A 24,763-nucleotide genomic window follows, 5' to 3' on the forward strand; every position below is an offset into this window, starting at 1 on the left:
GGCGATCCAGTATTCCAGAGGCATTTGTCATTGAGCCGATAGGCCGCGGCGTACTGGATCCCCGCATTCGCGGGGATGACAGTCGGAGTGTGATGCGACCTGCCTGGCTAGCGCCTATCGAAACAACCGATCGGCCAGCCAGCCATCCAGTCCCGCCGCAGCCTCGGGCCGCGCGTTCGGGTTGGGTGGCACCGACGCGCGTGCCGGCGTCGGCGGGGGCGGGCGATAATAGCCGCCGCCGGATGGGACCGGCGCGGGCGGCGGTGTCTGGGTCTGCGGTTGGATCTGCATCGGTGCCGACGGCGCGGTGATCTGCGAGGATATCTGCACCAGATTCGCCGGCGCCCAGCTGCCTTGCGAGTTCGGGATTGCCGCGACCGGCACGCCCTGAAGCGCTGATTTCATAAAGCGGGTCCACACTTCGACCGGTAGCCCGCCGCCGGTTGCCTTCTTGGTCGGCGAATTGTCGTCATTGCCGAGCCAGACGCCGGTGACGAGCTTGGCGGTGTAGCCGATGAACCAGGCGTCGCGGTAATCCTGGCTGGTGCCGGTCTTGCCGGCGGCGGTCCAGCCCGGGATTTCCGCCTTGCGCGCGGTGCCCGAGATCAGCGTCTCGCGCATCATGCTGTTCATCATCGCATCATAGCGCGGCTCGATCACCTGGTTGGGCGGATCGGCCGGGCGGTCATAGAGCAGCTTGCCCGTGCTGGTGCGGATCTTGGTCACCACATGCGGCGAGACGCTGTAGCCGCCATTGGCGAACGGTGCATAGGCGCCGACCAATTCGATCACGGACACTTCCGAGGTGCCGAGCGCGATCGAGACGTTGGGCTCGAGCTTCGAGGAGATGCCGAGCCGATGCGCGGTGCGCACCACATTCTTGGCGCCGACCTCGACGCCGAGCCGCACCGCGACCGTGTTCAGCGACATCGCCAGCGCCTGGGTCAACGTCACCGAGCCGAAATATTCGTGGGTGTAGTTCTCCGGTTTCCAGCCCTTGATGTCGAGCGGCGCGTCGGTGCGGATCGTGTCCGGCGTCAGCCCTGCTTCGACCGCGGTGAGATAGACGAACGGCTTGAACGCCGAGCCCGGCTGCCGCTTTGCGGTGACCGCGCGATTGTACTGGCTCTCGGCATAGTTCCGGCCGCCGACCATGGCGCGCACCGCGCCGTCGGGCGTCATCGCCACCAGCGCGCCCTGGCTGACATTGAACTTCACGCTCTTGGCGGCGAGCTCGTCGATGACGGCGGCTTCCGCGACGTTCTGCAGCTTCGGATCGATCGTGGTCTGCACCACGATGTCCTGGTCGATCTGGCCGACCAGGTCGTCGAGCACTTCGCCGATCCAGTCGGCGACATAGTTCACGGTGCCGGCACCGGCCGGCTTCACCGCGATCGAGGGCTGGCCGATCGAGGCCTTTGCCTGCGCCTCGGTGATGAACTTGGCGTCGGCCATCGCCGCGAGCACGATTTGCGCGCGCTGCTCCGCGCCCTCAGGGTTGCGGTTCGGCGCCAGCCGCGACGGCGACTTGACGAGGCCCGCGAGCATCGCGGCTTCCGGCAGCGTCACGTTCTTCGCCGACTTGCCGAAATAGCGCTGCGCGGCGGCCTCGACGCCGTAGGCGCCGGAGCCGAAATAGACGCGGTTGAGGTAGAGCTCGAGGATCTCGTTCTTGGAATGCTTGCGTTCCAGCCACAGCGCGAGCTCGGCCTCCTGCAGCTTGCGCTGCATGGTGCGCTCCTGGGTCAGGAACAGGTTCTTGGCGAGCTGCTGTGTCAGGGTCGAGCCGCCCTGCGAGACGCCGCGATGCAGGATGTTGGTCACCGCGGCGCGCAGGATGCCGACCGGGTCCACGCCGAAATGCGAATAGAAGCGGCGGTCCTCGATGGCGATGAACGCCTTCGGCAGATAGGGCGGCAGATCCTTCAACGCGATGTTGGCGCCGGCCATTTCGCCGCGCTGCGCCAGCACGCTGCCGTCGATGCCGACGATCTGGATGGTCGGCGGTCGCTTGGGAATTTCCAGTGACTGGATCGGCGGCAGATGCGCGCCGACCCACACCACGACACCGATCACCGCAATGCCGGCCCATAGCCCGAGTACCGCGGTCCAATAGAACAGCCGGCCGATGCCAAATCCGCGCGACTTGCTCCGCCGCTTGCTGCCGCTGCGCGAGGGGCGCGGTTTCTCGCTACCGGAATCGCCGCTCTTGTCACTGCTCTTGGACTTGGATTTGGCGGGTTTGTCGTCGCCGCCGCCGGGAATGCGATCGGACGGCGACAGTCTGAGGTCGGCAAGCGCGGCCGGAAGCCCGAACAGCGGCTCCTTGCGCGCACCGCCTTTTTTACGTCCCCACGTCATCCGCAACGCTCACACCCTGACCGCGGGCACGCTAGCGTTCCCGGTTTAAGGGGCGGTTACGCAAAGCTTAACGGGGGATTAGGAGGTGAGGCGGCGCGTTGCTAAATAAGGATGGAACAAAGAAACAGGGAGCACCGCATGGGCCATATCGATCCAACCAAGGAAGTGTTTGCGCAATTCCGGGACAACAACCGGCCGGGCCCGATCCACATGCTCAATCTGGTGCGCCTGCGTGAATGGGCCGCCTATCCCGACGGCCGCAAGGCGACCGGCGCCGAAGCCTATGCCGCCTATGGTCGCGAGAGCGGCCCGGTGTTCGAGCGGCTCGGCGGCCGCATCGTCTGGCAGGGCCGTTTCGAATTGATGCTGATCGGTCCGCAAGAGGAGCGCTGGGACCATTGCTTCATCGCCGAGTATCCGAGCGTCGAAGCCTTCGTCGAAATGATCCGCGACCCCGTCTATCGCGAGGCGGTCAAGCACCGCCAGGCTGGCGTCGAGGATTCGCGGCTGATCCGCCACGCGATGCTGCCGGTCGGGAAGACGTTTGGCGAGATTCCGAAGTGAGACCGCGTTAGCGCGAGGGGAATCTCTATCACCGTCATCCTGAGGTGCGAGCCTTGCGGTGCGCTTGCACCGCTGGGCGAGCCTCGAAGGATGTACGGCCACAGTTGGGCCGTCGACCCTTCGAGACGCGCTACGCGCTCCTCAGCGTGACGGGAATAGAGCGCGTATGGACGAAAAAACAAAATCGGCGGCGCCCGGAGGCCGCCGATTGCATCTCGAACCTGCGCGAAGCGCTAGCCCGTTGGGCCGGCGTCCTCGAGGATCGGGCCGAACAGCTCCCAGCGCTCGCCGTTGAACTTCATCATCTGCAGCTGCTTGTTGACGCGGTAGTCGTCCGGCGTGGTGTTGCCCTTGATGCCGGGCAGCGCGAGGTCGAGCTCGACATTCTTCAGGTTGGTCGCCTGCTTCAGCACGTTCTCGCGGGTCAGGTCGTCGCCGCACTGCTTGAGCACGTGAACCAACAGCTGCGCAGTGGAATAGCCGTAGCCGTTGAAGCTCGAATCCTTATCGCCGTCCGGATAGTATTTCGCCATCATGTCGAAGTAGCGCTTCATGCCCGGATCGTCCTTCCAGGTCGGATCGAGCGGGTCCTTGCCGTAGCTGACGCTGATCACGCCCTTGGAGGCCTCGAGTCCGGCCGGTTTCATCACCGCGCCGACCGATGTGGCGTTGATGTCGAGGATGTGCACCGGCTTCCAGCCGAGTTCGGCGATCTTCTTGATCGCCTGCGCCGCCTGCTTCGGCGTCGAGGCCGAGAAGAACAGGTCCGCGCCGGCATCCTTGATCTTGAGGATCTGCGAATCGATGGTCGGGTCGGACACCTCATAGGAGGCTTCGGCCACGATCATCTTCGCCGACTTGTCGCCGAGGCCGGCCTTGATGCCGTTCAGATAGTCCTTGCCGAGGTCGTCGTTCTGATAGAGCACGCCGATCTTGGCGTTCGGATACTCCTTCAGGATGTACTGGCCGTAGATGCGGCCTTCGCTGAAATAGTTCGGGTTAAAGCCGAGCGTCCATGGGAAGTTCTTCGGGTCGGTGAACTTCGAGGCGCCGGTGGCGGCGAACAGCTGCGGCACCTTCTTGCCGTTGAGATATTTCTGCACGGCGGCGTTCGACGGCGTGCCGATGATCTGGAAAGTCAGCAGCACCTCGTCGCTTTCGACGAGCTTGCGCACCTGCTCGACCGCTTTCGGCGGCGAATAGGCGTCGTCATACTGGATCAGGTTGATCTTGCGGCCGTTCACGCCGCCCTGGTCGTTGATCATCTTGATGTAGGCGGCCTGGGCCTTGCCGATCGTGGCGTAAGCGGATGCCGGGCCACTGAAGGGCACGGTCTGGCCGACCTTGATCTCGGTATCGCTCGCGCCGGTGTCGTATTTCTTCTGCGCGGAGGCCGACGTTACAGACAGCGCGACTGCGAGCGCCGTTCCCGTAACCAGACGTAAAATCCCGTTCCTCATCATGCTGTTTCCCTCACGTGACTGATGGTTGGCCGATGATCTTGTCCGCAGGTTCAAGCCCCGCGGTCGCCATCGCTTGCGCCGGATACTGGCGGAACGCTTGCTGCAACGCAAGACGAGCGGCGCCGAAAAGGTGAGCGATTTCAGTCAACGAAAGAGGGGGCGATGCGGAAAGGAGGGTGGGCCGCGGAGAGGCGCTGCGCCGGCTTTTGTCCGATCTCTTGCTTACCTCTCCCGCTTGCGGGGGAGGTCGGATTGCATCGAAGATGCAATCCGGGTGGGGGCTCACGTGACTCGTGGAGAGACCCCCACCCCAACCGTCCCCCGCAAGCGGGAGAGGGAGTAGAGCCTCGATGCGGCGCGACCTAACCCGCCGGTCCGGTGTCCTCGATGATCGGGCCGAACAGCTCCCAGCGCTCGCCGTTGAACTTCATCATCTGCATCTGCTTGTTGATGCGATAGTCGTTCGGCCCCGTCGTGATCGACATGCCCGGCAGCGCGAGACTCGGCACGAACTTCTTCAGGCTGGTCACCTGCTTCATCAGGTTGTCGCGGGTGAGGTCGTCGCCGCACTGTTTCAGCACCTGGATCAAAAGCTCGGCCGTCGAGTAGCCGTAGGTGTTGACGGTGTTGAGCTTGTCGCCTTCCGGATAATACTTGTCCATGAAGGCGAAATAGGCCTTCACGCCGGGATCGTCCTTCCACTGCGGATCGGCGGGGTCCTTGCCGTAATTGGTCGAGATGATGCCCTTGGAGATGTCGAGGCCCGCGGGCTTCAGCGTCGCCGAAACCGGGCTCGCATTGATGTCGAGGATGTGCACCGGGGTCCAGTTGAGGTCGGCGATCTTGCGGATCGCTTGCGCGGCGAATTTCGGCGTCGAGGCGTCATAGATCAGATCGGCGCCGGAGGCCCTCAGCTTGACGATCTGGGAATCCACCGTCGGGTCGGTCAGCTCGTAGGACACCTCGGCGACGATCATGCTGGCGGCCTTGTCGCCGAGCCCGCTCTTCAGGCCGGTGATGTAGTCGCGGCCGAGATCGTCGTTCTGGTAGAAGATGCCGATCTTGGCGTTGGGGTGATTGGCCAGGATGTATTTTGCGTAGATGCGTCCCTCGGACTGGTAGTTCGGGTTGAACGCGATGGTCCACGGCGCATTCTGCGGGTCGGAGAAGCGCGAGGCGCCGGTGGAGGCGAGCAGCTGCGGCACCTTCTTGGTATTCAGATATTTCTGCACGGCGGCATTTGATGGCGTGCCGATGATCTGGAAGGTGAACAGCACCTCGTCGCCTTCGACCAGCTTGCGCACCTGCTCGACCGCCTTCGGCGGCGAATAGGCATCGTCATACTGGATCAGGTTCAGCTTGCGGCCGTTGATGCCGCCCTGATCGTTGATCATCTTGAGGTAGGCCGCCTGGGTCTTGCCGATGCCGGCATAGGCGGATGCGGGGCCCGAGAACGGCACGGTCTGGCCGATCTTGATCTCGGTGTCGGTCGCGCCGATGTCGTATTTCTTCTGCGCGGCGGCCGGTGTAACCGACAACGCGATGGCAAGCGCTGTCGCAGCGAGCAATTGCACGCTCCTCATGTCCGTGACCTCCCATGTTGCCGGTGATCTTGTCCGCAAGCCTCAAGCCGGCGGATGTCACCGTTATCAGGGATGATGGAGGAAGCGTGGTTGCATTGCAAGGCGATGCGCCCTGCGCGCAGTGTCGCGTTTGAGCACGATCCGGAAAAGTGTGAAGCGATTTTCCGAGGGGATCATGCTGCAGAAAGCAAAAGCGCGCCCGCGCCTTAAGCGAGCCAGAGCTGGATCAGCGCCAGCGCCGCAGGTGCCGCCTGCACATAAAGGATGCGCCGGCTGACGGTGGCGGCGCCGTAGACGCCGGCGACGATCACGCAGAGCAGGAAGAATGTCTTGATCTGGAACGCGAAGGCCGGATTGCCGTGGACCAGGCCCCAGATCAGTCCGGCGGCGAGGAAGCCGTTATAGAGCCCTTGATTGGCGGCGAGCACGGCCGAGTCGGTCGCCTTCTCGATCGAGTTGCGAAACGTCTTCAGCCCGAGCGGCTTGGTCCACAGGAACATCTCGAGCACAAGGAAATAGATGTGTAGCATGGCCACCACCGCGACCAGAACCTTGCCAAGCCAAAGCATGATGCGGTCCCCCTTAACCGGAATTCGGGTGGACGCTAGCACGCGGGCGGTGAATTGTATGCCGAGCGACTGTTTCCGAGCGATGACCATGGCCGACCGCAAGACTGCACAGAGCTTCAACCTCGACCGCCTCAAGACGCCGATCGGCACCGCGCTGCTGGTGACCGATGACGACGGCGTGCTACGCGCGCTTGACTGGGACGACTATGAAGGACGCATGCTCGAGCTGCTGCGGCTGCACTATGGCGCGGTGACGCTGCGGGACGGCCGCGCGCCGGCGGCGATGCGCAAGGCGCTCGCCGATTACTTCAAGGGCGATCTCGATCGGCTCGCGGATGTCGAATGGCGCGTCGCCGGCACGCCGTTCCAGCAGAAGGTCTGGCACGCGCTGCCGAAGATTTCGCCCGGCACCACCATGAGCTACGGCGCGCTGGCGGCGAAACTGAAAGTGCCGAACGCGATGCGTGCGGTCGGCCACGCCAACGGCTCCAACCCGATCAGCGTCGTCGTGCCTTGCCACCGCCTGATCGGCGCCAACGGCTCACTGGTCAAATATGGCGGTGGGCTGGAGCGCAAGCGCTGGCTGCTGCGGCACGAGGGCGTGGAGATATGAAGCGTTTCGAGCGAAGTGGACGCCGGTTCGCGTAAAGAAAACGCGTCAAAACACAAAGCCAGAGTTTCGGTTCTGATTCAATCAGAGCCGAAATGCTCTAGCGGCCCATTTCATCAGCCGCCCGAGGCGATCAATCGAGATCTTCGCTCGGCATGTTTCGCAGATCGCGCACGATATAGAGGAACACAATGAGCGAAGGCACCCATGCGAGTATCGCTCCTACCAGCATCGCATCGACCGTCGTCATGGGGACTCCTTTGCGCGTTGCCAGAGCGTTTTCGAGCGAAGCCTGTCCCGCACTTGATGCGGGATGGACGCCGGTTCGCGTGAAGAAAACGCGTCAAAACAAAAGTCTGGTCCTGGCCGTCAGACCAGTTTCCTCGCCGGGCCGCGGCTGCCGGGGAAGGGATAGAGCCACTTCCAATAGGCCTTGTTGCGCTCCAATTGCTGCTTGTAGATCTCGCGGCACTTCACGGAGCAGAACTGCTCGAAATGCCAGCTGTGCCGGATCAGCCCGAACGGGCGCTTGCACCCCGGATTCCCGCAACGGCCGGTCATGACGCGGCCTCCGCATTCGCGCGCCATAGCCAGCGAGTGAATTCCTCCTGAGCTTTGTACAGGCAGAGGCGTCCGCAGTAGCGTTCACCCGCCGGATTTCGCAAACTGATGATCTTGGGCTCTTCGCTGTCACACTGGGCGCAGCGCGGTTCCGCTCGCATGGCGACCTCCTTCCGAGGAATTGCCATTTGCCAATCAAAATGTCTGATGCTGTCTCTGATGCTGTCCTGGCCGTCGATCTTTGCGAAGGACGACGGCGCGAAATCTCGCGCCACCATCGTCCAGGCGCAACTTGTCCTGATGTTTGGCGGCATCATCCTTGCGTATGTCTGATGTGAACTCATTCGCCGGGCGCGCTTCCGTTCTGCGCCAGGGCCGTGTCGAGGCATTTGATCAGGACGTCGCCGTCGAAGGGCTTGCTCAGAAAGCAGATCGCTCCCGCCCTCAGGGCCCGGGCGCGATCGCTTTCGACGGAGAAGGCGGTGACGAAAATGAACGGAAAGCGCCGTCCGCTGGCAATCAAATGGCTCTGCAGGTCGAGCCCGCTCATGGCCGGCATCCGGACGTCCGCTATCACGCAGGATGTTTCATTCAGATGGGGCGAGTGCAGGAATTCCTCGGCCGACGCGTAGGTCTCGACTGCGTAGCCGAGCGACCTGACGAGATTGTGGGTCGCGGCGCGAACCGACATGTCATCGTCGATGATGGATATCATTGGCGGGTGGGACAAGGAGGTCCTTCCTGGGACGGCCAGAACGGGCTTTGGTCTGTGCGCGGACGCCTGGGCACAGTGCGTCGCCAGTCAGGATCGGAGAATCATACTTAGGTTTGCGGGCCGCCGGATGCCGGTCCGATCCGGAGGATCTGCGCCATTTTGACCAGATCCGGCAGCGATTTCGCCGCCATTTTCCGCATGATGTGGCCGCGGTGTATCTTCACCGTGATCTCGGCCACCCCGATTTCGGCTGCGACCTGTTTGTTCATGAGCCCTGCGGTGACGAGGGTCATGATCTGGCGCTCGCGGGCGGTCAGGGTCGCGAAGGCTGCGCGCAGGTGTGCAAGGGCCTTGGCCTCATCGCGACGATTTCGGTCGCGCTCGATCGCCGTCGTGACGGCATCCAGCATGTCCTGGTCGCGGAACGGCTTGGTCAGGAAGTCGACAGCTCCGGCCTTCATGGCCCTGACCGTCATCGGGATATCGCCATGGCCGGTCATGAAGATGATCGGGATATGAATGTCGGCCTTGGCCAGCTCGGCCTGAAAGTCGAGGCCGCTCAGTCGGGGCAGCCTGATGTCCAGGATCAGGCAGCTCGGGACATCCGGGGGCTTGTGCTGGAGAAATTCATGGGCCGATCCGAACACTTCGGTCCGCAGCCCGACCGACCGGAAAAGATTGCTCAGCGAGTCCCGCACCGACGGGTCGTCGTCGACGACGAAGACGGCCGGATCGCCGGCGCTTGCGTGCGTGGGAGGTGATGCCACGGGTCCGGTCACCATGCATGATCCTCTTCACGCAATGGCAAGGTGAACTGGAATGTCGCGCCGGGGCCGGCATTTCCGGCCACGGACAGGCGACCCCGGTGGGCTTCGACGATCGAGCGACAGATCGACAACCCCATTCCCATGCCGCTGGCCTTGGTGGTGTAGAAGGCGTCGAACAGCCGGTCGGCATTCTCGGTTGTTATCCCGACGCCGCAGTCGGTGACCGTGACCAGGATTTGCCCGGCATCGTCATGCTTGGCGGGATCGATGCGTGTCCGGATCACGAGTTCGCGCGGCCGGTCCGTGACCGGCTGCATCGCCTCGATGCCGTTGAGGACCAGGTTGAGGATGACTTGCTGCAGCTGGACACGGTCGGCGATAACAGGCGGCAGCGCGGGAGCGAGGTCCAGCTGCAGGGAAATCTGGTGGCTCTGCAGTTCATGCTGTACCAGGCCGATCACCTCGTTGATGGCCGCATTGATGTCGAGCGGCGCCTTCTGATCGGTCGTCTTGTTCACTAGGGCGCGGACACGCTGGATGACCTCGCCCGCCCGGTTGCCGTCGCTGATGATCGACCTGACCGCCCCGCGGGCTTCGTTCAGATCGGGAGCCGCCCGGTTGAGCCACCGCAGGCATGCCGCGGCGTTGGTGACCACGGCGGCAAGCGGCTGGTTCACTTCATGGGCGATCGACGCCGCGAGCTCGCCGAGCGCCGTCACGCGCGTGACGTGGGCTAGGTTGGTCTGCGCTTCGTGCAATTCGGCCTCGGCCCGCTTGCGGGCAGTCACGTCGGTGACCGCACCGATAAATTCGGTGTCGCCCGAGATGTTCGCCACCGCATGCGCCCGGGCGTGGACATATTTGATCGCCCCATTGGGCATCAGCAATCGGTAGCCGTGCTCGAAGTCCTTGCCGTCGAGCGAGGCGCGGTCGATGGTCCGTTGCACGCGGGCGCGATCGTCCGGATGGACGCGTTGAAGGACCGTGTCATGCTTGATGCAAGGCGCCTTGTCGAACGCGAAGATTCTGAAGGTTTCTTCCGACCAGATCATCTCGCCGCTGGCGAGGTGCCAGCCAAAGCTGCCGGTGTGGCTCAATCGCTGGGCTTCGGTCAGGTACATTTCACTCTGCTGCAGCGCATTCTCGGCCTGCTTGCGTTCGGTAATATCCTCACATGCGATCAGGACAATCAACTGATCGCCCAGCCGCCGCACGGCTTTGGCATTTTCACGAACCCAAAGCCTTGAACCGTCCTTGCGGACCTTGCGGATTTCCCAACTATGTGTCTGGCCGATATTGTCGAGGCAGGCCGCGACGTTGCGCAGGACCATATCCCGGTCTTCGGCGGCAAACACCCGCAGCACGGATTGTCCGAGCAGTGCGTCGACGGTGTAGCCGAGTTGTGCCGCGCCGAACGTGTTGACCGACAGGACGAGGCCCGTTGCGTCGACCATGAAGTACATGACCGGGTTGTGCTCGAACACCTCCTTCCACTGCGCTTCGCTGTTGCGCAGCGCCTCGATCGCGCGCTCTTCGCCGCTGGCCCGACCGCGCAAGGCGGCTTCCATCTGCCTTTGGGTGCGGCCCACCACACGCATCATGAGCAATGCAGCGGCGAGCGCGGCGACCAGCGCCGCCAGGGCAGCCAGATGAGCGGTCGCTGCGGGCTCCGGACCGAGCAACAGCCCAGCGCAGGTTCCTGCCCAAGCCAGCACCATGCCGCCGAGCAGCCATTGCTCGGTCGACCAGGGCTTCGTGGTCGGATTGCGCATCATCGGCAGCACCAGCATTTGGCCGTCATGGGCCGCGCTGCGTCGCTAGGTGACCGCTATCATCAGCGGCGACAACGTCGCCCTCCTAACAGGCTGTATCCTAGCAGCTTTCTCGGCGTCCGGACGAGATCGTGGGGCCCTGTGGCAATCCGCCCGCGCGCGTCAAGTCGCGTGGAACGCGAAATCACCTGATACGCTCAAATTCAGGTTGCGGTTAAACCTAAGTATGTTGTCCCCATCCGAATGTAACGGCCGGATCAACCTCCGTTCAATGGCGCGTTCCTTCCCGGCGACTACGCTTGTTGGGTAATTCGATAACAGTAGGCATCCCGGATTCAGCAGTCGCCGATCAGAGATCTGGAGGTTGAAATTGCCGAACGCTCGCCTGCATTTGATCCTTTGCTCCGATGACATCGCGCACGAGACGCGGGGTCAGAGACGCGACCGCAGCTTCCAGCCATCCGTGATCGACGGTGGCAAGCAGACAGCGAGCGTGCCGGTCGACAACCCCTGGACCAACAATTGGATCGATCTGCTCGACGTCTTCGATTTTGGCGTTGTGGTCTGTCATGCCAGCTACCTGGCCTTGCTGGGGGCGAGCCTGGCGGCGCTGCAGCCGCAATTAGACATGTGAGATCCAGGGCCGTAGCCCGCCCTAGACTCTAAGTCCGGCGGGCTGCCGGGACCGACGCGCTGGCTGCTCACGCCTGGGTCGCGCAAAACGGGTCCGACAACAGCCTCCGTGAGAGCCCGGAATCCACTCCCCGTCTAGCCCCGGCCCTGATGGATTCCGGGCTCAGTTCCCGCAGGCGTCTCCCGAAAGGCGCAGCCTTTCACCGTCATCCCCGCGCAAAGGCTCCGCCTTTGTCGCTGGAGGTGAGAGCCTTGCGGTGCGAGCGTGGCCGTCGATCCTTCGAGACGGCCGCTGCGCGGCCTTCTCAGGATGACGGGTCTTGCATGCGCCGCCTTAACCTACGCCGCCGGCTTCGCGGCCTGGTCCTCGCTCGCAAGCAGATGCAGCAGCGCGCTCTTGATCGCGGCCTGCCGGGTCGGCGCCGTGATCTGGGCGCCGAGCAGGTCGGTGACATAGAACACGTCGCGTGCGCGTTCGCCGAAGGTCGCGACGTGGGCGGAGGCGATGTTGAGGTTGAGCTTCGAGATCGCGGTGGTGAGCTGGTAGAGCAGGCCGGGGCGGTCGAGGCCGGAGACCTCGATCACGGTGTAGCGGTCGGACCACTGGTTGTTGATGGTCACCTCAGGCTCGACGATGAACGGGCGCGCCTTGCTGCGCACCGCACGTTTCGCCACCGCCTCGGGCAGCCGCAGCTTGCCTTCCAGCACGTGCTCGATCATCTCGCCGATCCGCGTCGCGCGGCGGCCTTCATCTTCGTCGCGGTCGTATTCGCGTGAGATCGAGATGGTGTCGAGCGCGCGGCCGTCGGTCGTGGTGTAGATCTGCGCGTCGACGATGTTGGCGCCGGCCGACGCACAGGCGCCGGCGATGATCGACAGCAGCCAGGGATGGTCGGTCGCCAGAATCGTGAGCTCGGTGACGGCGCGGATTTCGTCGAAGCCGACATTGATCGCGAGCTTGTGGCCGGCGTGCTCGCTGGCGCGGATGAAGCGTGCCTGGCGGATCTTGCGTGGCAGCTCGACCTTGAGCCAGTAGGCCGGGTAATGCCGGCCGATATAGGCGTTGAGCTCGGTCTCCGGCCATTCGGTGAAGGCGCGGCGGAATTCGGCTTGCGCCACCGCGATGCGCTGGGCACGGTTGACCTCCGAGAAGCCGCCGGTCAGCACTGGCTCGGTCTCGTAATACAGTGTGCGCAACAGCTGCGCCTTCCAGCCGTTCCAGACACCGGGGCCGACGCCGCGGATGTCGGCGGTGGTCAGGATCGTGAGCAGCTTCATCTGCTCGACCGACTGCACCACGGCGGCGAAATTCTCGATGGTCTTGCGGTCCGACAGGTCGCGCGATTGCGCCACCGTCGACATCGTCAAATGCTCCTCGATCAGCCATGCCACCAGTTCGGTGTCGGCCGCCGAGAAGCCGAGCCGCGGGCACAGCCGCCGTGCCACCTTGGCGCCGGCGATCGAGTGATCCTCGGGCCTGCCCTTGGCAATATCGTGCAACAGCGTCGCGATATAGATCACCGGGCGGTGCTCGGGCTGGATCTTGCGGAACAGGTCGCTGGCGACCGTGAACTCCTCGTTGCCGCCGCGCTCGATGTCCTGCAGGTAGCCGATGCAGCGGATCAGATGCTCGTCCACCGTGTAGTGGTGGTACATGTTGAACTGCATCATCGACACGATCTTGCCGAAGGCGCGGATGAAGTGGCCGAGCACGCCGGTCTCGTTCATCCGCCGCAGCACGGTCTCCGCATTGTCGGAGGTCAGGATCTCCATGAACAGGCGGTTGGCTTCGTCGTTCTCGCGCAGCTGGGTGTTGATCAGCTTCAGCGAGCGCGTCACCGTGCGCATCGCATCGGGATGGAAGGCGAGGTTGTTCTGCTGCGCGAGGCGGAAGATCCGGATGAGATTGACCGGATCGTGCTTGAAGACATCGGGCGCGGCGAGGTTGATGCGGTTGTTGTCGACGATGAAGTCGTCGCTGCCGGCCACCCGCCGCCGCTTGGTGCCGGGCCGGAAGCGCGCCACCATGCGGCTCAGCACCGGCGCCGGCTTGTTGTGCTCCTCCTCGAGCTTGGCGCACAAGATCGCGGTGAGGTCGCCGACGTCTTTTGCGATCAGGAAGTAGTGCTTCATGAAGCGCTCGACGTCCTGCATGCCGGGATGCGAGGTATAGCCGAGTCTAACAGCGATCTCGCGCTGCATGTCGAACGACAGCCGCTCTTCGGCGCGTCCGGCGAAGAAGTGCAGGTTGCAGCGCACCGACCACAGGAAATCGGCGCAGCGGCGGAAGGTGCGGTACTCCTGCACGTCGAACACGCCGCGTTCCAGCAGCTCATCGGTCTCGCGCACCCGGTAGACGTATTTGGCGATCCAGAACAGCGTGTGCAAATCGCGCAGGCCGCCCTTGCCGTCCTTGACGTTGGGCTCGACCAGATAGCGCGACTGGCCGCCGCGGCGATGCCGTTCCTCGCGCTCGGCGAGTTTGGCGGTGACGAACTCCGATGCGGTGCCCTGCACCACTTCCTTGTCGAAGCGCTCGACCAGCTCGTCATAGAGCGGCTGGTCGCCGGTCAGGAACCGCGTCTCCAGGATCGCGGTGCGGATCGTCATGTCGCCGCGCGCCTGGCGGATCGATTCATCGACCGAGCGGGTGGCGTGGCCGACCTTCAGCCCCATGTCCCAGAGGCAATAAAGAATGGCTTCGGCGACCTGCTCGCCCCAGGCGGTCTGCTTGTAGGGCAGGATGAACAACAGATCGATGTCGGATTCCGGCGCCATCAGCCCGCGGCCATAGCCGCCGGTCGCGACCACGGCCATGCGCTCGGCGCCCGAGGGGATCGGCGAGTGATAGAGATGCCGGGTCGCCGCGGCGTAGAGGATGCGGATGATCTCGTCCTGCACGAAGCAGAGCCGTTCGGCGCAGCGGCGGCCGTGGCGATCCTTCAGCAGCAGCGCCTGCGCCGTGGCGCGCGCCGCGATCAGCTCGGCCTTGAGCAGTTGCGCCATCGCGGCGCGGAACTGGTCCTCGCGGCCGGCATGCTGCTCGGCGAGCGCGTTGACCGCCGCGGTGATCCGCTCGGTCTCGAAACGATCATCCGCTTCAGCGCGGCCGTCGGCTACGATGCTGTCCATACGTCCATCCGATATCGGACGAAGCTGTTGCTGTCACTGACCAAAGTATAACGACAGCAGCTCCATGCTCTCTCAACGGCGCTGCGGGCAAGATCGTTCTCGCCCCATCCTGTAAAGGGTAGAGATTTTCTCGTTGACCGCAAGGCTAACTCATTGAAATAAAAGATTGTTTCTTAATCGTATCGAGGAGATCGACGAATGCAGAAATTTTCCCGGCGCGCCTTCGCTGCGCTGCTCGCGGTCTCGACACTCTTGCCCGGCGCGGCGCTTGCCGCCGACGCGCCAAAGGAGATCCGGATCGACTGGGCGACCTACAATCCGGTGTCGATGGTCCTCAAGCAGAAGGGCCTGCTGGAGAAGGAGTTCGCCAAGGACGGCATCAGCATCGTCTGGGTGCAGTCGGCCGGCTCCAACAAGGCGCTCGAATTCCTCAATGCCGGTTCGATCGATCTCGGCTCGACCGCGGGCTCGGCCGCTTTGGTCGCCAGGATCAACGGCAACCCGATCAAGTCGATCTACGTCTATTCGCGTCCCGAATGGACCGCGCTGGTCACCGGCAAGGATTCCAAGATCAGCTCCGTCGCCGACCTGAAGGGTAAGCGCGTCGTGGTGACGCGTGGGACCGATCCGCACATCTTCCTGGTCCGCGCGCTGCTCGGCGCCGGCCTCACCGAAAAGGACATCACGCCGGTGCTGTTGCAGCACGCCGACGGCAAGACCGCGCTGATCCGCGGCGACGTCGACGCCTGGGCCGGCCTCGACCCGATGATGGCGCAGGCCGAGGTCGAGGACGGCGCAAAACTGTTCTATCGCAAGGCCGACGCCAACACCTGGGGCATCCTCAATGTGCGCGAGCAGTTTTTGAAGGACCACCCGGACGTGGTCCGCCGCGTGCTCGCAGCTTACGAGGAGGCGCGGAAATATTCGCTGGCGAACTATGACGAGCTGAAGAAGACCTTCATCGCCGTCACCAAGCTGCCGGACGCGGTGGTCGACAAGCAGCTCAAGGAGCGCACCGAGCTGACCCACAGCCGGATTGGCGCGCCGCAACGCGAATCAATTCTCGCGGCTGGTCTCGCGCTGCAGCAGGCCGGCGTGATCGACGCCAAGACCGACGTCAAGGCCGCGCTCGACAGCCTGATCGATGACCAGGTCCCGTTGCCCACGAATTGATCGCCGCCGTCGTCCCGGCGAAAGCCGGGACCCATAACCACAGGGCTTTGTTGTTGAACGAAGCTGTGGCCCCAGCTCGTTCCACTATCTCGCCCTGTGGTTATGGGTCCCGGGTCGCGCTTCGCTTGCCCGGGACGATGTGAGTGGAGTTGGGCTCACCCACCTTGCAATCCCGCCCGAAGAATAGTTCTTGCTATGGCCATGACCGTTGACCTGCCCGCGCTGGAACGGACGGCCGCGCCGCGTGTGGCGCCGGCGCGGTGGTCGCGTTATGTGCGGCCGGTGCTCGGGCTCGCACTGCCGGTCGTGCTGGCGCTGGGCTGGGAACTGGTCGTCGCGCTCGGTTACTCCAACGGCCGCCTGGTGCCGCCGCCGTCAAAGGTGTTCGAGACCATCCTGGCGCTCGCCCGGAGCGGCGAGCTGTCGCGCCATATCCTTGCGACGCTGTGGCGGGTCGGCGCGGGCTTTGCGCTCGGCGTCGTGGGCGGCACCATCCTCGGTGCGATCTCCGGCTATTGGGGCCTGGCGCGCCGACTGCTCGACCCGACCGTGCAGGCGTTGCGCGCGATTCCCTCGATCGCCTGGGTGCCGCTGTTCATCCTGTGGCTCGGCATCTTCGAGACCTCGAAGATCGCGCTGATCGCGGTCGGTGTGTTCTTTCCGGTCTATCTCGGGGTGATGGGCGCCATCCTGTCGGTCGATCGCAAGGTCGTCGAGGTCGGCCGCGTGTTCCGCCTGTCCGGCTTTGCGATGATCCGCCGCATCCTGCTGCCCGCGGTGCTGCCGGCCTATGTGGTGTCGCTGCGGGTCGGGCTTGGCCTGGGCTGGATGTTCGTGGTCGCCGCCGAATTCATGGGGGCGTCCGAAGGGCTCGGCTATCTCCTGATCGACGGCCAGCAGCTCGGCAAGCCGGCGCAGATTCTTGCCGCGATCGTGATTTTCGCGATCCTCGGCAAGACCACCGACTGGCTGATCGAGATCGCCACCGCGCCGCTGCTGCGCTGGCAGGACGCGTTCGGCGCGCGGGGAGGGCAGTGATGCTTGCGCTGAGGGACGTCGGCAAGACCTATCCGAACGGCGTCCACGCGCTGGAACGCTTCTCGGCGGAGATCCAGCCCGGCGAGATCATCGCGATCATCGGCGGCTCCGGTTGCGGCAAGTCGACGCTGCTGCGCGCCATCGCCGGCCTCGATCGCGCCACCACCGGCAGCGTGATACTCGACAATGCGGTGATTACGTCGCCGCACGCCAAGATCGGCATCATCTTCCAGGAGCCGCGGCTGTTGCCGTGGCTCAGCGTCGCCGACAATATCGGCTTCGGCCTCGCCGATCTCCCGACTGATGCCAGGCGCGAGCGGGTCGCGACGGCGCTGGCCCGCGTTGGCCTCGCCGACAAGGCCGCGGCCTGGCCGCGCGAATTGTCCGGCGGACAGGCGCAGCGGGTCGCGATCGCCCGCGCGCTGGTGCCGCAGCCGGAAGTGCTGCTGCTCGACGAGCCGTTCTCGGCGCTCGATGCCTTCACCCGCCGTGACCTGCAGGACCATCTGCTCGATCTCTGGGCCGACACACGGCCGACCCTGATCCTGGTCACCCATGACGTCGACGAGGCCGTGGTGCTGGCTGACCGCGTGTTGGTGATGCGGCCGCGGCCGGGCCGCCTGTTCGAGCAGATCACCATCAATCTGGCGCGGCCGCGCGACCGCAAATCGGAGCTGTTCGACACCTTCAAGCGCCGCGTGCTGACCGCGCTCGACCGCTCGCTGGACCGGCAGGTGCGTGACGTCACCGACAAATCGAGCGCCGGCGAGGCGATGTGGTGGTGACATCGGCTCGTTAAGGCCTTACATCGGAACAAAGAAGAACAGCCGGGAGCAGAACCATGGACTCCGCCGAACTCCGCGCAATGCAGGCTCCGATCAAGGAGCGCTACAAGACCGACCCCCAGGCCGCCGTGATCACGCTGAAGGCCAAGGGCTCGATCGACAATGAGAGCATCTCCTGCAAGGTCGAGACCGGCCGCGCACTCGCGGTCGCCGGCCTGCATCCCGCCACCGGCGGCTCCGGGCTCGAGCTTTGCTCCGGCGACATGCTCTTGGAGGCGCTGGTCGCCTGCGCCGGCGTCACCTTGAAATCGGTCGCGACCGCCGTCGAGCTGCCGCTGAAAGTCGGCAATGTGTTCGCCGAGGGCGATCTCGACTTCCGTGGCACGCTCGGCGTCGACAAGGAGACCCCGGTCGGCTTCCGCGAAATCCGCCTCCGCTTCGAGATCGGCACCGACGCGCCGCAGGACAAGCTCGATCTGCTGCTGAAGCTCACCGAGCGTTATTGCGTGGTCTATCAGACCATCAAGAACGGCCCGAAGGTTTCGGTGTCGATGCAGCGGGTGTGACGCGTCGCCCCGGCGAAAGCCGGGGCCCATACGCCGTGTCCCCTGGTTCTCAGCCGTGCTGCCCAACGGCTTTCGCTCCTCACGACTAGTCGTGGTTATGGGTCCCGGCCTTCGCCGGGACGACGGATCGAATGTCCCCCGAACTCCACTTCGTCCTGATCCTCGTGCTGCGCATGGCCGTCGCCGCGGCGTTCGTGGTCAGTGCGTCCATCATCACGGAGCGCTCGGGGCCGGTGATCGGCGCGCTGATCGCAACGCTACCGATCTCGGCCGGGCCATCCTACACCTTCCTCGCGCTCGACCATGACGCCGCCTTCATCGCCGAGGGTGCGCTGGCGAGCCTGCCGGTCAACGCGGCCACGATCTATATGGGCCTGACCTACGCCGTGCTGGCGCAGCGCCGCAGCATGTGGATCAGCGCGGGATCTGCGATCGCGGTGTGGCTGGTGCTCGCCACCATCATCCGCCAGTTCGGCTGGTCGCTCGCCGGCGGGCTGCTCGTCAACGCCGTCACCTTTGCGATCTGCATTCCATTGCTCAGGCCCTACCACGTCGCCAAGATGCCGCTGATCGCGCGGCGCTGGTACGACATTCCGCTGCGCGCCGCGCTGGTCGCGAGCCTGGTCGGCACGGTGGTCACGGCGTCTGGCTGGGTCGGCCCCCGCGTCACCGGCGTGATGGCGCTGTTCCCGATCGTGTTCTCCTCGATGATGCTGATCCTGCACCCGCGCATCGGTGGACCCGCAACCGCAGCCGTGCTCGCCAACAGCGCCTGGGGCCTGATGGGCTTCGGCCTCGGCGTTGCGGTGCTGCATGTCGCGGTGGCGCAATTCGGCTCGCCGATTGGGCTGAGCTGCGCGCTCGCCACCTGCATCGTGTGGAATCTGGTGCTGTGGCAGATCGGGCGGAGGAAGAGCGCGAAGACGTCGAAAGCGTAGGGTGCGTCTTAACCTCCCCTTGAAAAGGGGAGGTTGCTTTGCTCGTTAGAGCAAAGCGGGTGGGGATCTGCTCTCTCCGCAAACAGCGTCGTCTGCGGCTGACCCCCATCCCGACCTTCCCCTTTCAGGGCGAAGGAGAAGGGTGAGCCGTAGCCCGGATGGAGCCAACGGGTCGCGCGAACGCGCGCCCGATGACAGGCTCAGCGCAATCCGGGACGGTCTCTCCGCTGATCCGGCTAAAGAGCCTTTTGTGGCGGCGGATGTCTCAGCATGAAGTCCGCTCGCGAGCGCACTGCAGGATTGGGATCATCTACAAGTCGGGCAACCAGAGGGGCCTCATCGTCCATTTGCGAGCGGACGACAATCATGGCATCCGCGACAATCTTTCGCACAAAAGGCGATCTGTCGCGGATACCTTCGGCGATGAGGTCTGCGACCGGGCGATCGCATTCGATGCTTCGATTGTCCAGCTTCGGAATGCGTCGTTTCGAGCCATAGACCTTGTCGAGCCAGACCCAGTCGAATCCGATCGGCCAGCTGGCCTTCCGCAAAATCAGGCACGGACAGGCGATGGCTCTGACCGGCGGCTGAACGGCCGCCATTGCCAGTCGCGGCAAGTGTTGGTCGAAGCCGGGATATCGCAATGCGGAGCGGAGACAGCCGCTCAGCCCGCCAGTCGGGCGTCTTTCAAGCTGAGCCGCCAATGCCGCGAGGACGTCGTCGCGAGCGAACAACGGATCAAGAGTTGCGACCTCATCGCACCACCGCCCCTAAACGAACCGTCGTTCAAGCAAGTAGAGGGCTGCCTCCGCGGCGATAGCAGCAGAGGTGTTTGCCGAAACGCGCCTGAAACATTCTATCGCGGCGCGACGAACCGGCCCGGCCCAGTCGTTCAGCCGCCATGCGAGCGCGGAAAGAAAGAACGACGACGTCGGGGGCGTTGCGATGGCGCAGAGAGCGGCCTCCCTCAGATAACCGTCCGGGTGAAACAGGAACAGCCACGCATAGTCGGCGTTTCGAAACATGAGCTGTCGCTCAGACTGCGGAAATCGAAACAAACGATCCGTCAGGGACGGGTGTTGCCACCACCAGGCGAAGCCGGCGGCCTGTGTAATCTCGCGGCTAGCGCGCACGATCTTGTTCGCGGACAGCGTAGAAAGCTCCGTCAGGATTTCGCTGAGTTCGTGGTCAGCGCCACTTCCGCGTCGCAGCTTGGCGCCCAAGCTCGATAGCTGCGCAACGAGTGATGGCGACAGAACTGGTCGTTCAGACGAGGCCATATCCTATTTTCGTCGTTTCGCGATGCTGCTGACAAGTGCATCTTAACGACGTTCATCCTTTCGGCAGCTTCGCCCTCAGCGCATAGAGCGCATCCAGCGCCTCGCGCGGCGACATCTCGTCGGGGTGCAGCGCCTTCACCGCTTCGAGCAGCAAATCCGTCTCGCTCGGCGGCTTGTCCTCGGCGGCGGCGCGCGAGGGGACGGCGAACAGCGGCAAATCGTCGACCAAGGCGCGCGCGGTCTGGCCGCGGTCCTGGGCCTCGAGCTTCGCCAGCACCGATTTGGCGCGCGTGATCACCGCGGGCGGCAGGCCGGCGAGTTTTGCGACCTGGATGCCGTAGGAGCGGTCGGCCGAGCCGGGCAGCACCTCATGCAGGAACACGACGTCGCCCTGCCATTCCTTGACCCGCACCGTGGCGTTGAACATCCGCGGCAGCTTGGCCGAGAGCGCCGTCAGCTCGTGATAGTGGGTGGCAAAGAGGGTGCGGCAGCGGTTGCTCTCATGCAGATGCTCGATCGCAGCCCAGGCGATCGACAGCCCGTCGAAGGTCGCAGTGCCACGGCCGATCTCGTCGAGGATGACGAGCGACCGCTCGCTGGCCTGGTTGAGGATCACGGCGGTCTCGACCATCTCGACCATGAAGGTCGAGCGTCCGCGCGCCAGGTCGTCGGCCGCGCCGACGCGCGAGAACAGCCGGTCGACGATGCCGAGCCGCGCCCGCGACGCCGGCACGTAAGAGCCGATCTGCGCCAGCAGCGCGATCAGCGCGTTCTGCCGCAGGAAGGTCGATTTGCCGGCCATGTTCGGACCGGTGATCAGCCAGAGCTGGCCGGATTTCTGTCCCGGCGCCGGCGACAAATCGCAGGCATTGGCGATGAATGGCTGGCCGTCGCGCTTCAGCGCCTGCTCGACCACGGGATGGCGGCCGCCCTCGATCGCAAAGCCGAGCGAGCCGTCGACGTCCGGCCGCACGTAATGGTCGTCGATCGCAAGTTTCGCCAATGCGGTCGCGACATCGAGCATTGCAAAGGCATGCGCGGCGTTGCGCAGATCGTCGCTGGCGGCGAGCGCCATCGCGCTCAGGCGCTCGAAGATTTCGAGCTCGAGATTGAGCGAACGCTCGCCGGCATTTGCGATCTTGGCTTCGGTCTCGCCGAGCTCCGATGTGGTGAAGCGAACCTGCCCGGCCAGTGTCTGGCGATGGATGAAGGTCGCATTGAGCGGCGGCGCGAACAGCTTGTCGCCGTGCTGCGCGGTGACCTCGACGAAATAGCCGAGCACATTGTTGTGCCGGATCTTGAGCGTCTTGATGCCGGTGTCCTCGGCATAGCGCGCCTGCATCGCGGCGACGACGAGGCGCGAGGCGTCGCGCAGATTGCGGCTCTCGTCGAGCGCGGCCTCGTAGCCCTCGCGGACGAAGCCGCCGTCGCGCTTGATCAGCGGAAGCTGTTCGGAGAGCGCGCGGGAGAATTCCTGCGCCAGATCGCGCGACGGGCGCTGCAACGCCGCCATTACGGTCGACACCTCGGCCGGCGGATTGGCAAGCTGCGCCAGCAGCTCCAGCGCCTGGTCGGCGGCCAGGATGCCGTCGCGCAGGCTCGCGAGATCGCGCGGGCCACCGCGGCCGACCGAGAGCCGCGCCAGCGCGCGCGACATGTCGGGCGCCGCGCGCAGCACAGTCCTGATGTCCTCGCGCGCCGCCGAATCCGCAACGAAGGCCGTGACGGCGTCGAGCCGCCGCGCGATCACGGCAACATCGGTGAGCGGCGCGGCGAGGCGCTGCGCCAGCAGCCGCGAGCCCGCCGCGGTGACGGTGCAGTCGATCGCATCGAGCAGTGAGCCGCGGCGTTCGCCCGCCAACGTCCGCGTCAATTCGAGATTGGCGCGGGTCGCCGGATCGATCGCCATCGTGGTGCCGGCGGCTTCGCGCGCCGGCGGCGACAGCGGCGGACGCTTGCCGACCTGGGTGCGGTCGATATAGGTGACGGCCGCGGCCGCGGCGGTCGCCTCCAGCCGCGACATCGCGGACAGGCCATCCATGGTCGCGACCGCGAAATAGTCGCACAGCCGCCGCTCGGCAGTGGCGCCGTCGAACACGTCGCGGGTCAGCGGCGTCACCGACGGCAATTCGCGCAAGGTCGGCGCGAGCTCGTTGTCGCTGTAGAGCGCGTCGGTGACGATGGCCTCGTTCGGATTGATGCGCGCCAGCGTCGCCGCAAGCTCCGCGTTCGAACACTCCGTCACCATGAATTCCGAGGTCGAGATATCGATCCAGGCGAGGCCGAGACGGTCGGCGCCGGCCGAGCCGCGGGCGCGCGCGATCGCGATCAGATAATTGTTGGTGCGGGCGTCGAGCAGCGTGTCTTCGGTCAGCGTGCCCGGCGTCACCAGCCGTACCACGCCGCGGCGGACCACGCTCTTGTTGCCGCGGGCTTTTGCCTCGGCGGGATTTTCCGTCTGCTCGCACACCGCGACGCGATGCCCGGCACCGATCAGGCGATGCAGATAATCCTCGGAGCGTTCGACCGGCACGCCGCACATCGGGATGTCCATGCCCTGATGCTTGCCGCGCTTGGTCAGTACGATGCCGAGCGTCTTGGAGGCGATCTCGGCGTCCTCGAAGAACAGCTCGTAGAAATCGCCCATCCGGTAGAACAGCAGAAGGCCGGGATGGGCGGCCTTTATTTCAAGATACTGTTCCATCATCGGCGTGACGCGCGACGACGCCTCGGCGGGAGCGGGTTCAGGCGGAGCGGGAATGGGTTGCTGGATTGTCATCAGGGGGCGGAAACTACAAAATTTCGTCGCGCGGTCCTATCCGCGAGAGCCGGGTTTTCCACCCTCTCCACGGCCTAAGATATGACAAGACATCACGGCAATGCGCGCTTGACGCGCGTCCCGGTCAATTGACCTGCCGCGGGCACGCTCCTAAAACTCCCCTCAAGTTCCAGCCGATCCAGCGCCTAAGTCGCGGCATTCAGGGAGAGATTCAATGCGTGATGTGTTCATTTGCGATGCCGTCCGGACCCCGATCGGCCGTTTCGGCGGTTCGCTCGCCAAGGTGCGCGCCGACGATCTCGCAGCGGCCCCGATCAAGGCGCTGATGGCCAAGCATCCGACGCTCGACTGGAATCAGGTCGACGAGGTCTATTTCGGTTGCGCCAACCAGGCCGGCGAGGACAACCGCAACGTCGCGCGCATGGCGCTGCTGCTCGCCGGCATGCCCGAGTCGGTTCCCGGCCAGACCCTGAACCGGCTCTGCGCCTCCGGCCTTGATGCGGTCGGCGCCGCGGGCCGCGCCATCCGCGCCGGCGAGATCGATTTCGCGATCGCGGGCGGCGTCGAATCGATGACGCGCGCGCCGTTCGTGATGGGCAAGGCGCCGGAAGCCTTCGCGCGCTCCGCCGAAATCTACGACACCACGATCGGCTGGCGCTTCATCAATCCCTTGATGAAGGCGCAGTACGGCGTCGATGCGATGCCGGAGACCGGCGAGAACGTCGCCGAGGAATTCCAGGTGTCGCGCGCCGATCAGGACGCGATGGCGATCCGCTCGCAGCAGCGCGCCGGCGCGGCAATCGCGTCGGGCTATTTCACCGAGGAGATCATCCCGATCCAGGTGCCCGGTGCAAGGCCGGCCCCATCACCGTCGACAAGGACGAGCATCCGCGGCCCGAGACCACGCTCGAAGGTCTCGCCAAGTTGAAGCCGATCGTGCGCAATCCGGGCACTGTGACCGCGGGCAACGCATCCGGCGTCAATGACGGCGCCGCCGCGATGATCCTCGCTTCCGAAGCTGCGGTGAAGAAGCACGGCCTGACCCCGCGCGCAAAAATCCTCGGCCTCGCCTCGGCCGCAGTGCCGCCGCGCATCATGGGCATCGGCCCGGTGCCGGCGACGAGGAAGCTCGTCGAGCGTCTCGGCATCAAGGTGTCGGACTTTGATCTGATCGAACTCAACGAGGCATTCGCCTCGCAAGGCATCGCCGTCCTGCGTCAGCTCGGCGTCCAGGAAGACGCCGATTTCGTCAATCCGCATGGCGGCGCGATCGCGCTCGGTCATCCGCTCGGCATGAGCGGCGCAAGGCTGGTGCTGACCGCCGTGCACGGCATGGAGAAGCGGGGCGGGAAGCTTGCCTTGGCAACTATGTGCGTCGGGGTTGGCCAGGGTGTCGCGGTCGCGATCGAAAAGCTGAACTAGTCCAATAGCTTGGAAGGGCTGAAAACAGCCCTTCCCCAATTTGGTTATGCAA

At 64.6% G+C, this 24,763-nt stretch carries 21 protein-coding genes and 1 pseudogene; 10 read left to right on the forward strand and 12 right to left on the reverse strand.

Features of this window, described 5'->3' with window-relative positions; all coding sequences use genetic code 11:
- Positions 1-114: 114 nt before the first annotated feature.
- On the reverse strand, positions 115-2,361 hold the full coding sequence (locus K359_RS0111585) for a transglycosylase domain-containing protein (protein ID WP_029079496.1): 2,247 nt from the start codon (positions 2,359-2,361) through the stop codon (positions 115-117).
- Between the two features lie 138 nt (positions 2,362-2,499).
- Between K359_RS0111585 and K359_RS0111590 the strand changes: the two genes are divergently transcribed.
- Positions 2,500-2,925 (forward strand): DUF1330 domain-containing protein, encoded by a 426-nt coding sequence (locus K359_RS0111590; RefSeq protein ID WP_029079497.1) that lies wholly within the window; start codon positions 2,500-2,502, stop codon positions 2,923-2,925.
- Between the two features lie 233 nt (positions 2,926-3,158).
- Here K359_RS0111590 and K359_RS0111595 read toward each other — a convergent pair whose 3' ends face one another.
- The 3 genes from K359_RS0111595 to K359_RS0111610 all read right to left on the reverse strand — a co-directional run bounded on the left by K359_RS0111595 (position 3,159) and on the right by K359_RS0111610 (position 6,540).
- On the reverse strand, positions 3,159-4,385 hold the full coding sequence (locus tag K359_RS0111595) for an ABC transporter substrate-binding protein (protein ID WP_029079498.1): 1,227 nt from the start codon (positions 4,383-4,385) through the stop codon (positions 3,159-3,161).
- Between the two features lie 365 nt (positions 4,386-4,750).
- On the reverse strand, positions 4,751-5,971 hold the full coding sequence (locus K359_RS0111605) for an ABC transporter substrate-binding protein (protein ID WP_029079499.1): 1,221 nt from the start codon (positions 5,969-5,971) through the stop codon (positions 4,751-4,753).
- Between the two features lie 206 nt (positions 5,972-6,177).
- Positions 6,178-6,540, reverse strand: a complete 363-nt coding sequence (locus tag K359_RS0111610) for a DUF1304 domain-containing protein (RefSeq protein ID WP_029079500.1) — start codon at positions 6,538-6,540, stop codon at positions 6,178-6,180.
- A gap of 88 nt (positions 6,541-6,628) precedes the next feature.
- Between K359_RS0111610 and K359_RS0111615 the strand changes: the two genes are divergently transcribed.
- Entirely contained in the window at positions 6,629-7,153 is a 525-nt protein-coding gene (locus tag K359_RS0111615; RefSeq protein ID WP_198031137.1) for a methylated-DNA--[protein]-cysteine S-methyltransferase, read from the forward strand.
- Positions 7,154-7,519: 366 nt separating this feature from the next.
- On the opposite strand, the gene K359_RS0111625 is transcribed toward K359_RS0111615, so the two are convergent.
- On the reverse strand, positions 7,520-7,711 hold the full coding sequence (locus K359_RS0111625) for a hypothetical protein (protein WP_156928452.1): 192 nt from the start codon (positions 7,709-7,711) through the stop codon (positions 7,520-7,522).
- Between the two features lie 207 nt (positions 7,712-7,918).
- Here K359_RS0111625 and K359_RS65770 point away from each other — a divergent pair, with 207 nt between their 5' ends.
- Positions 7,919-8,044, forward strand: coding sequence for a hypothetical protein (locus K359_RS65770; RefSeq protein ID WP_256375146.1), 126 nt, complete (start codon positions 7,919-7,921; stop codon positions 8,042-8,044).
- Positions 8,045-8,051: 7 nt separating this feature from the next.
- Here the strand turns inward: K359_RS65770 and K359_RS0111635 are convergent, their stop codons facing one another.
- The 3 genes from K359_RS0111635 to K359_RS51720 all read right to left on the reverse strand — a co-directional run bounded on the left by K359_RS0111635 (position 8,052) and on the right by K359_RS51720 (position 10,983).
- Entirely contained in the window at positions 8,052-8,426 is a 375-nt protein-coding gene (locus K359_RS0111635) for a response regulator transcription factor (RefSeq protein WP_029079503.1), read from the reverse strand.
- Between the two features lie 107 nt (positions 8,427-8,533).
- Complete coding sequence (locus K359_RS0111640; protein ID WP_035976475.1) at positions 8,534-9,208, reverse strand: response regulator transcription factor; 675 nt, start codon at positions 9,206-9,208, stop codon at positions 8,534-8,536.
- Positions 9,202-10,983: a PAS domain S-box protein gene (locus tag K359_RS51720; protein ID WP_245284578.1), complete on the reverse strand. Its 1,782-nt coding sequence runs from the start codon at positions 10,981-10,983 to the stop codon at positions 9,202-9,204. The genes K359_RS0111640 and K359_RS51720 overlap by 7 nt, the downstream gene beginning before the upstream one ends.
- 352 nt (positions 10,984-11,335) lie before the next feature.
- On the opposite strand from K359_RS51720, the gene K359_RS0111650 reads away from it, so the two are divergent.
- A complete protein-coding gene (locus K359_RS0111650; protein WP_029079505.1) occupies positions 11,336-11,599 on the forward strand; it encodes a hypothetical protein in 264 nt (87 codons plus the stop codon).
- Positions 11,600-11,937: 338 nt separating this feature from the next.
- Here K359_RS0111650 and K359_RS0111655 read toward each other — a convergent pair whose 3' ends face one another.
- Positions 11,938-14,730, reverse strand: a complete 2,793-nt coding sequence (locus K359_RS0111655; RefSeq protein WP_029079506.1) for a [protein-PII] uridylyltransferase — start codon at positions 14,728-14,730, stop codon at positions 11,938-11,940.
- A 198-nt stretch (positions 14,731-14,928) separates the two neighbouring features.
- Here K359_RS0111655 and K359_RS0111660 point away from each other — a divergent pair, with 198 nt between their 5' ends.
- From K359_RS0111660 to K359_RS0111680, 5 genes are all read left to right on the forward strand, one after another.
- Positions 14,929-15,903 carry an aliphatic sulfonate ABC transporter substrate-binding protein gene (locus K359_RS0111660; protein WP_029079507.1) on the forward strand — a complete coding sequence of 325 codons (975 nt, stop codon included), beginning with the start codon at positions 14,929-14,931 and terminating at the stop codon, positions 15,901-15,903.
- A 201-nt stretch (positions 15,904-16,104) separates the two neighbouring features.
- Entirely contained in the window at positions 16,105-16,941 is an 837-nt protein-coding gene (locus K359_RS0111665; RefSeq protein ID WP_029079508.1) for an ABC transporter permease, read from the forward strand.
- A complete protein-coding gene (locus tag K359_RS0111670) occupies positions 16,941-17,726 on the forward strand; it encodes an ABC transporter ATP-binding protein (RefSeq protein ID WP_029079509.1) in 786 nt (261 codons plus the stop codon). Before K359_RS0111665 ends, K359_RS0111670 begins: the two co-directional genes overlap by 1 nt.
- A gap of 56 nt (positions 17,727-17,782) precedes the next feature.
- Positions 17,783-18,292, forward strand: coding sequence for an OsmC family protein (locus K359_RS0111675; RefSeq protein WP_029079510.1), 510 nt, complete (start codon positions 17,783-17,785; stop codon positions 18,290-18,292).
- Positions 18,293-18,423: 131 nt separating this feature from the next.
- On the forward strand, positions 18,424-19,230 hold the full coding sequence (locus K359_RS0111680) for a hypothetical protein (protein WP_029079511.1): 807 nt from the start codon (positions 18,424-18,426) through the stop codon (positions 19,228-19,230).
- A gap of 236 nt (positions 19,231-19,466) precedes the next feature.
- Here the strand turns inward: K359_RS0111680 and K359_RS0111685 are convergent, their stop codons facing one another.
- The 3 genes from K359_RS0111685 to mutS all read right to left on the reverse strand — a co-directional run bounded on the left by K359_RS0111685 (position 19,467) and on the right by mutS (position 23,289).
- Complete coding sequence (locus K359_RS0111685; protein ID WP_029079512.1) at positions 19,467-19,832, reverse strand: hypothetical protein; 366 nt, start codon at positions 19,830-19,832, stop codon at positions 19,467-19,469.
- Positions 19,833-20,000: 168 nt separating this feature from the next.
- The gene (locus K359_RS0111690) at positions 20,001-20,453 is read right to left on the reverse strand and encodes a hypothetical protein (protein WP_029079513.1); all 453 of its coding nucleotides are present in this window, start codon (positions 20,451-20,453) and stop codon (positions 20,001-20,003) included.
- 109 nt (positions 20,454-20,562) lie between these two features.
- Positions 20,563-23,289 (reverse strand): DNA mismatch repair protein MutS, encoded by a 2,727-nt coding sequence (gene mutS / locus K359_RS0111695; protein ID WP_029079514.1) that lies wholly within the window; start codon positions 23,287-23,289, stop codon positions 20,563-20,565.
- A 214-nt stretch (positions 23,290-23,503) separates the two neighbouring features.
- Here mutS and pcaF point away from each other — a divergent pair.
- Positions 23,504-24,711, forward strand: a pseudogene (gene pcaF / locus K359_RS51725) (3-oxoadipyl-CoA thiolase).
- Positions 24,712-24,763: the final 52 nt, after the last annotated feature.

Origin of the sequence: Bradyrhizobium sp. th-b2 (assembly GCF_000426785.1) — a bacterium.
GTDB classification, from domain to species: Bacteria; Pseudomonadota; Alphaproteobacteria; order Rhizobiales; family Xanthobacteraceae; genus Bradyrhizobium; species Bradyrhizobium septentrionale.

What these genes read in the sequence shown, in the direction of transcription:
- K359_RS0111595 (WP_029079498.1), bottom strand. Translation starts at nt 4,385, where the DNA reads ATGAGGAACGGGATTTTACGTCTGGTTACGGGAACGGCGCTCGCAGTC.
- K359_RS0111640 (WP_035976475.1), bottom strand. Translation starts at nt 9,208, where the DNA reads ATGGTGACCGGACCCGTGGCATCACCTCCCACGCACGCAAGCGCCGGC.
- K359_RS0111675 (WP_029079510.1), top strand. Translation starts at nt 17,783, where the DNA reads ATGGACTCCGCCGAACTCCGCGCAATGCAGGCTCCGATCAAGGAGCGC.
- K359_RS0111635 (WP_029079503.1), bottom strand. Translation starts at nt 8,426, where the DNA reads ATGATATCCATCATCGACGATGACATGTCGGTTCGCGCCGCGACCCAC.
- mutS (WP_029079514.1), bottom strand. Translation starts at nt 23,289, where the DNA reads ATGACAATCCAGCAACCCATTCCCGCTCCGCCTGAACCCGCTCCCGCC.
- K359_RS51720 (WP_245284578.1), bottom strand. Translation starts at nt 10,983, where the DNA reads ATGCTGGTGCTGCCGATGATGCGCAATCCGACCACGAAGCCCTGGTCG.
- K359_RS0111670 (WP_029079509.1), top strand. Translation starts at nt 16,941, where the DNA reads ATGCTTGCGCTGAGGGACGTCGGCAAGACCTATCCGAACGGCGTCCAC.
- K359_RS0111585 (WP_029079496.1), bottom strand. Translation starts at nt 2,361, where the DNA reads ATGACGTGGGGACGTAAAAAAGGCGGTGCGCGCAAGGAGCCGCTGTTC.
- K359_RS0111605 (WP_029079499.1), bottom strand. Translation starts at nt 5,971, where the DNA reads ATGAGGAGCGTGCAATTGCTCGCTGCGACAGCGCTTGCCATCGCGTTG.
- K359_RS0111625 (WP_156928452.1), bottom strand. Translation starts at nt 7,711, where the DNA reads ATGACCGGCCGTTGCGGGAATCCGGGGTGCAAGCGCCCGTTCGGGCTG.
- K359_RS0111590 (WP_029079497.1), top strand. Translation starts at nt 2,500, where the DNA reads ATGGGCCATATCGATCCAACCAAGGAAGTGTTTGCGCAATTCCGGGAC.
- K359_RS0111615 (WP_198031137.1), top strand. Translation starts at nt 6,629, where the DNA reads ATGGCCGACCGCAAGACTGCACAGAGCTTCAACCTCGACCGCCTCAAG.
- K359_RS0111610 (WP_029079500.1), bottom strand. Translation starts at nt 6,540, where the DNA reads ATGCTTTGGCTTGGCAAGGTTCTGGTCGCGGTGGTGGCCATGCTACAC.
- K359_RS65770 (WP_256375146.1), top strand. Translation starts at nt 7,919, where the DNA reads ATGCTGTCTCTGATGCTGTCCTGGCCGTCGATCTTTGCGAAGGACGAC.
- K359_RS0111655 (WP_029079506.1), bottom strand. Translation starts at nt 14,730, where the DNA reads ATGGACAGCATCGTAGCCGACGGCCGCGCTGAAGCGGATGATCGTTTC.
- K359_RS0111665 (WP_029079508.1), top strand. Translation starts at nt 16,105, where the DNA reads ATGACCGTTGACCTGCCCGCGCTGGAACGGACGGCCGCGCCGCGTGTG.
- K359_RS0111680 (WP_029079511.1), top strand. Translation starts at nt 18,424, where the DNA reads ATGTCCCCCGAACTCCACTTCGTCCTGATCCTCGTGCTGCGCATGGCC.
- K359_RS0111685 (WP_029079512.1), bottom strand. Translation starts at nt 19,832, where the DNA reads ATGGCGGCCGTTCAGCCGCCGGTCAGAGCCATCGCCTGTCCGTGCCTG.
- K359_RS0111660 (WP_029079507.1), top strand. Translation starts at nt 14,929, where the DNA reads ATGCAGAAATTTTCCCGGCGCGCCTTCGCTGCGCTGCTCGCGGTCTCG.